The following is a 5,678-nucleotide window of genomic DNA, read 5'->3' on the forward strand; positions in this document are numbered from 1 at the left end:
CTTTTAATAGTTCGTCAATAATAGTTAAAGGGGTTCCTGATAAGCCAAAACCACCAACTAAAATTTGATCACCACTCTTAAAACACTTGCCTATTTCACTAGATTTGATAATTTTATTCATAATTTCTCCTCCAGTATTTAATCTTCATTCAATGTAAGCGCTATCTCTTTTAAAAAAACTAAAAACAGCAAAAAGAAATTTTTGTTATTATTTAAGATATAAGTTAAATGAAGTATAAGATAACTAGACTGTAGTCTAATTCTATTATCCAATGGAATATTTTGTCAACTATTATTCGGAGGTTTTTATATGACTGAAATACGAAAAAAACAACGTAGGGGAGAGAAAACACAGGAAAAAATTTTAAGAACATCGTTAAAACTCTTTAGCGAAAAAGGATTTGATAAAGTAACGGTCGACGAAATTGTGAAAAAAAGCGGCACATCGAAAGGGTCCTTTTATCAACACTTCTCAGCAAAATCGGATATATTTTTAGTACGCTTCACAGAAGTTGATGATTATTATCTTGAAGTATTTCATTCTTTCCCAAAAGATATAGATCCTCTTGAAAAGTTATTCATTTTCATACAAAAATTAATGCGATTTTTAGAACAAGAAATGGGTAAAGATTTAATGAAAGTCATTTATAGTACTGCATTAAATTCAAAAGAGCATACTTACTTTTTAAATTCAAACCGCTCACTCTTTCAAATTATTTTTGCATTACTTACAGAAGCAAAAGAAAAAGATTCTATTGGTACTAATCAATCCGTAGATGAAATGGCCACGCTGATTACTCAAAGCCTTATGGGAATTATCTATCACTGGGGGATTAACGAATCTGAGCAAAGTCTAGAAGCCTTGTCCATGCCACTTACTAAAACAATCATTGAGGGGTTAAAAATGAAGAACTAACAAGCTTCTTAAAACAAGCATATGAACAAAAAGTACTTGTTTCAGGTATTTGTGCAGGCTCCGTTGCCGTTGCTCAAACAGGCTTACTTGCAGGAAGACAAGCAACTTGCTACCCTGTTGATTAAATGATTACGGAATTACAAGCAAGCAAATCTGAATATGTCGTTTAAAACGTAGTTGCGCATGAAGATATTATCACAAGTAATGGTCCAGATGGGGGAAAGTCTCGCTGACGCATTACGCTAAACATGAAAAGGATGCCTGAAAATATACACTGTTAGGCATCCTCTTTTTTAAAATGAAGAATCGGTCCACATTCGCCTCATAATCCTATCGATTCATTATTAACTCTATTATTCCCGCTCACTAGCAATTCCTTTTTTTTCTAGAATAATATTTAATAACTGTTTGACCGAGTTCGTCATATACGTGTCTTTTTTTCGGATAAACAAAGTAACAATCGTTTGAAATTCTTCCGGAATCTGATGACAATATAAATTCTTATAATCTGTGAGCTGTTCAATGTATGACTTCGGAACAGCCGTAATACCTAAACCTAATGTAACGCTTTTAATAATCATATCCAGCGTACTAAATTCTATAACTCTCCTTGGGGAAACCCCTTCTGCTTTCAACCAATTTTCTAATTTTAGCCGATATCCACAACCTTTGTTTAATACTAATAAAGTTTGATTAACCAGCTGAGTTTTCTCAAATTGAGGACTATTCGTAACCAAGGTCAATTCTTCTTCAAATACTGGATACTGCTCCACTAAATGATGTTGGATAGGTCCCGTAATAAAAGCTCCCTCTAATTGATAATGGAGAACTTCTGTCAAAAGCTCTTCTGTAACACCTGCTTTTAATGATAAATCGACATTCGGAAACTTCGTAAAATAACTAGATAAAATATACGGAAGCTGACTAACGATTTCTACAGTACCGATTGTAAGAGTTCCACTAGGATTCTCTGAATCTAGAAATAAATTCTTTATTTCTGCCCACTCTGTTAAAACTTTCTGGGAATGTGTTAGTAGTCTTTTCCCTTCTGCTGTTAAAACCATCCCTTTTTTATGGCGATGAAATAATTTTGTTCCTAATTCTTTTTCTAACATTTGAATTCTGGCCGTCACATTTGACTGTACATAATTAAGATTCGCAGCTGCTTTACTGATGCTATTCTGCTCAGCTACAGCTTGAAAAATCTGCAAATCGCGGATTTCCATATACACACCTTCTAACTATCATTTTTAATGATGATTTTAATCTTTTTTAATCATTTTACATAATAGTATACCTCGAATAAGATGTGTTAGACAGCTATTATTAATTAGAAGGAGTTGCAAGATGAAAAATAACACACAACTAGCAGGCATTATTCTCTGTTTAATTGCCAGTATATCTTGGGGAGCGATGTTTCCGGTAGCGGATCATGCATTGACATACATAGACCCTTTATTTTTCACGTTAATTCGATATGGTTCCGTTACGCTTTTATTAGTCATTATTTTATTCATGAAGGAAGGAAAAACAGCGTTTCGATTTGAAGGGAAATTTTTCACACTCTTATTATTTGGTGTAGCGGGTTTTACCGTTTACAACATTCTTATTTTTCTTGGACAGCATATGATGGGGCGTTCAGGTGTAGTCGTCGCCTCTATTATGGAATCGATAATGCCAATGTTATCTATTCTAATTATTTGGATATATAAAAAAATCAAGCCCGAAAACTATCAGTTTATCACAATTTCCTGCGCATTCATCGGCGCCTTTATTGTCGTGACAAATGGAAGTACTGAGTTTGCTTCTATATTAACAACGAATCTATTCCCGATTTTATTCATGCTTATTGCAGTCATTGGTTGGTGTATTTATTCTATGGGAGGCGAATCAGTTAAAGGCTGGTCTACCTTACGATACTCTACTTTAACCTGTTTACTAGGAACTATTACGACAGGCCTGATTACTTTGATTGCAACGGCCTTTCATATTGTAGATGTTCCTAGCCTAGAGGTCATCTACCAAGTGCGTTATGACATGATTTTTATGATTCTCTTTCCAGGTCTAATCGCTTTATTAGCTTGGAATAAAGGAATCAAAATTCTCTCTCCTGTTAGCGGTATCTTATTTATAAACTTTGTACCAGTGACTACTCTGGTCGTCGTTACGTTACAAGGTCATCCTATTAGTTTATATGAAGTATTTGGTACAGCACTTGTTATTTATGCATTAACACAAAACAATCTTTATCAACGCAAGCAGCAAAGCAAAACGATTAAACCAATTAATTTGAATCATTCAAGATATAGATTGAAATAGCTAAACACTACGAAAAGAAAAAACGCATTCTAATTATCCTTTCAATTTAGAATGCGTTTTGTATTATTTCGGAATATTAGTTTAGGCTTTCCTCAAAAGATAAATTAGTTGGTTCATCTAAAAGATCATGCGCTGCACTCTGGTTCGTCGTTGGCACGCTTTTATCTACTTCTTCAAATTTTAATTCATCAATCCACACCTGTCCATGTCCATTAAGCAATATGCCGAAGGAAATAACAGCACTGTTTTCAGGAACATCCAAAACGATTGAATAATGATTCCACTCTGTATCTGTTGTAATGGGGCGGTCACTCATATTATCGAACTCCAGCACATCTTGCATCGCTGAATCAACCCGCATCCACAGTCCACAGAACCCGCTCAAACCTTTTGTCTTAATAAACCCCGATAGCTTCAGTCGTTTATTTTTATACTGGTCTGCTTTAAACTCCTGCATCAACGTTCCAAATTCATTTGGAGATTCAACAGTCACTGATTTTAAATACCCAGATCCTTTTCCTTTATGTACCACTCCATAATCAATTCCAATTTCATAATGAAAAGGGTGACTTCCGCTCAACAACCAGCCTTTAATTTTTTGTTCCTGACTCATATTTCTTTCCTCCCTTTGTAACGTTATTTTGGACATAATTCTTCGATATTGCCCCGGCGGTAATTGATATACTTTCTTAAAAGCTCTTGTAAACGCTTCTTGGGATTCAAAACGATAAGTAAAGGCAATATCTAAGATCTTCTCATCGGTATACATTAATAGAGCTGCTGCATTCGTAATTCTCCTATATCGAACATACTCTGAAACCGTAACACCTACTTCTTTTTGAAAGATACGGTGAAAATGATATTTAGAAAATCCCGCAAACGAAGCAATATTTTCTAAAGACAGCTCTTCATGTAAGCTCATTTCAATCTTTTCTATCGTCTTCTGGATGATTGGCAAATAACGCATATCCCGAACCTCCTTACATCCATCATACCGATAAATGGAATTTATTTTTTGATATTTATTGCGAAAAATGCTGGGTCTTGATCAAAAGATACAATGTAGGAAAAGAGGCATTTGAAGCGTTTAACTTTAGTCAAGATCTATAGATGAAACAGTTAGTAAATCGAAGGAGACACTTGGGGACATATCTAAAAGTAAAGAATAAATGATATTGAACAAGACTTTGGTAAACATTATTGTTAATAAAATAATGTTGGCTCATTTTAGCGAAATCCACGTTTCACACAAAATGAGCCAACATTGAACAGAGTTAATATAGCTTGTCTATTAAACTATCATCCTTCTATAACCAGTGCTGTGGATATTGTCTTTTTTGAAAGAGATTATTATAGAAGGTAGAGACCGCTACTAACAGTAACGTCCCAATCATAACAACAAGCAGAAAACCCCAGCCTAATTCAAAGTTAACAGCCACAAGCGCACTAGCTGCTGCTGGAGGATGGAACGTATCAGTAAGAAGCATAATCATAAGCACAATCACTACCACAAATCCTATTGTAAATAAACTGTGCCCTATTATACTCCATACAGTAAGCGCTGCTGTAGTAGAGAAAAAATGGCCTCCAATTACCTGTCGCGGCTGCGACAATGGACCTTTATGCATTAAAAATATAAGTACACAGCTTGCGCCAAGCGGAGCGAGCGCCATTGGATACCCCAAATAAATGGCAACAAAACCAATTGCAATCATGGCAATAAATCCACCTATAACAGAAACAAGCGAATCTATGTAATCAATTTTGACCTGCCTTTTTGCGTCGCCTTTCATTTTCTTAAAATATGTTGTCAAAACTTCAGCAAAAATATTGCTGTTTTTCTCCAAATCCCTTTCAATACTTTTTTCGAAACGCATTTATTCCCCCCCGTACTTTCTGACAAATCAATCGAAAATTCCCTATTATTTTACTTTTAATATTATCTTACATGAAAAATCAACATATTTAAATATCAATTTGCGATTAAACTAGAGAAAACCTATAGATATGTTATGAATTAAATCAATATGGTTAACCTATAAATGAAATGGATAAAATAGGTATGTATTAAAAATAGGAGGAATAATATGAGGACGTTTCGTTATTTTTTAAGTGCGTCAACCATTATCATGATGACGGTAGCAGGTTGTAGTTCAAATGAAAGTGAAAATCGAACCACAGAACATTCACAAGAAGAGGCAGTAGAAACCCATAAAAACATATCTACTGACCTGAATGATGGTATTGAAAAAGTCTTAACTGCTTTGGAAGAGTTACAACAATCAACCATTAATAAAAAGAACATTCAAAGCTCGGGTGAAAATCTTGATGAATATTGGGACGTTATCGAAAAACAAGTAGAAAAACAGTACCCGAAAGATTATGTAGATATCGAAAAGAGTCTCTATCCACTCCTTTACGAAGCAAAAAAAGAACAACAAGA

Annotated in this window: 7 protein-coding genes and 1 pseudogene; 4 read left to right on the plus strand and 4 right to left on the minus strand. The window is 34.6% G+C overall.

Annotated elements, in window-relative coordinates:
* On the minus strand, nt 1-121 hold a 121-nt coding region (locus V7068_RS22235; RefSeq protein ID WP_499714603.1), incomplete at its 3' end, for a CoA-transferase.
* A 189-nt stretch (nt 122-310) separates the two neighbouring features.
* Here V7068_RS22235 and V7068_RS22240 point away from each other — a divergent pair.
* Together V7068_RS22240 and V7068_RS22245 are read left to right on the plus strand one after the other, a co-directional pair.
* Nucleotides 311-916 (plus strand): TetR/AcrR family transcriptional regulator, encoded by a 606-nt coding sequence (locus V7068_RS22240; RefSeq protein ID WP_499714597.1) that lies wholly within the window; start codon nt 311-313, stop codon nt 914-916.
* A 44-nt stretch (nt 917-960) separates the two neighbouring features.
* Nucleotides 961-1,041, plus strand: a pseudogene (locus tag V7068_RS22245) (DJ-1/PfpI family protein); the annotation flags it as partial.
* 228 nt (nt 1,042-1,269) lie between these two features.
* Here V7068_RS22245 and V7068_RS22250 read toward each other — a convergent pair.
* A complete protein-coding gene (locus V7068_RS22250; protein ID WP_499714598.1) occupies nt 1,270-2,142 on the minus strand; it encodes a LysR family transcriptional regulator in 873 nt (290 codons plus the stop codon).
* A 121-nt stretch (nt 2,143-2,263) separates the two neighbouring features.
* On the opposite strand from V7068_RS22250, the gene V7068_RS22255 reads away from it, so the two are divergent.
* On the plus strand, nt 2,264-3,235 hold the full coding sequence (locus tag V7068_RS22255) for a DMT family transporter (protein ID WP_499714599.1): 972 nt from the start codon (nt 2,264-2,266) through the stop codon (nt 3,233-3,235).
* 76 nt (nt 3,236-3,311) lie between these two features.
* On the opposite strand, the gene V7068_RS22260 is transcribed toward V7068_RS22255, so the two are convergent.
* Nucleotides 3,312-4,202 carry a helix-turn-helix transcriptional regulator gene (locus V7068_RS22260; protein WP_499714600.1) on the minus strand — a complete coding sequence of 297 codons (891 nt, stop codon included), beginning with the start codon at nt 4,200-4,202 and terminating at the stop codon, nt 3,312-3,314.
* Nucleotides 4,203-4,542: 340 nt separating this feature from the next.
* On the minus strand, nt 4,543-5,112 hold the full coding sequence (locus tag V7068_RS22265) for an HPP family protein (protein WP_499714601.1): 570 nt from the start codon (nt 5,110-5,112) through the stop codon (nt 4,543-4,545).
* Between the two features lie 210 nt (nt 5,113-5,322).
* Between V7068_RS22265 and V7068_RS22270 the strand changes: the two genes are divergently transcribed.
* The coding region (locus V7068_RS22270; RefSeq protein ID WP_499714602.1) for a hypothetical protein at nt 5,323-5,678 on the plus strand (356 nt) is incomplete at its 3' end.

Source organism: Bacillus sp. JJ634 (genome assembly GCF_036962285.1).
GTDB lineage: Bacteria > Bacillota > Bacilli > Bacillales > DSM-1321 > Peribacillus > Peribacillus asahii_A.

Coding starts and splice junctions, on each gene's coding strand:
- V7068_RS22240 (WP_499714597.1), top strand. CDS start 311: ATGACTGAAATACGAAAAAAACAACGTAGGGGAGAGAAAACACAGGAA.
- V7068_RS22250 (WP_499714598.1), bottom strand. CDS start 2,142: ATGGAAATCCGCGATTTGCAGATTTTTCAAGCTGTAGCTGAGCAGAAT.
- V7068_RS22255 (WP_499714599.1), top strand. CDS start 2,264: ATGAAAAATAACACACAACTAGCAGGCATTATTCTCTGTTTAATTGCC.
- V7068_RS22260 (WP_499714600.1), bottom strand. CDS start 4,202: ATGCGTTATTTGCCAATCATCCAGAAGACGATAGAAAAGATTGAAATG.
- V7068_RS22265 (WP_499714601.1), bottom strand. CDS start 5,112: ATGCGTTTCGAAAAAAGTATTGAAAGGGATTTGGAGAAAAACAGCAAT.